Below are 300 nucleotides of genomic sequence, written 5' to 3' on the forward strand. Positions count from 1 at the left end.
TGGGGTAAGGCTCCCAGTAGACGACTGGGTTGATAGGCCGGATCTGGAAGCACGGTAACGTGTGGAGGTGACCGGTACTAATAGGCCGAGGGCTTGTCCTCAGTTGCTCGCGTCCACTGTGTTGGTTCTGAAACCACGAACAGCCCCGCTGTCATGGCGGTCTGGTTGATTGTTTCATAGTGTTTCGGTGGTCATAGCGTGAGGGAAACGCCCGGTTACATTCCGAACCCGGAAGCTAAGCCTCACAGCGCCGATGGTACTGCAGGGGGGACCCTGTGGGAGAGTAGGACGCCGCCGAAC

Annotated in this window: 2 rRNA genes; both read left to right on the forward strand. The window is 58.3% G+C overall.

The features are described from left to right. A 23S ribosomal RNA gene (locus IH25_RS0137050) occupies positions 1–101 on the forward strand; the annotation flags it as partial. An 82-nt stretch (positions 102–183) separates the two neighbouring features. After that, positions 184–300, forward strand: a 5S ribosomal RNA gene (gene rrf / locus IH25_RS0137055).

Origin of the sequence: Streptomyces achromogenes subsp. achromogenes (assembly GCF_000720835.1) — a bacterium.
In the GTDB taxonomy this organism is placed as follows: Bacteria; Actinomycetota; Actinomycetes; order Streptomycetales; family Streptomycetaceae; genus Streptomyces; species Streptomyces achromogenes.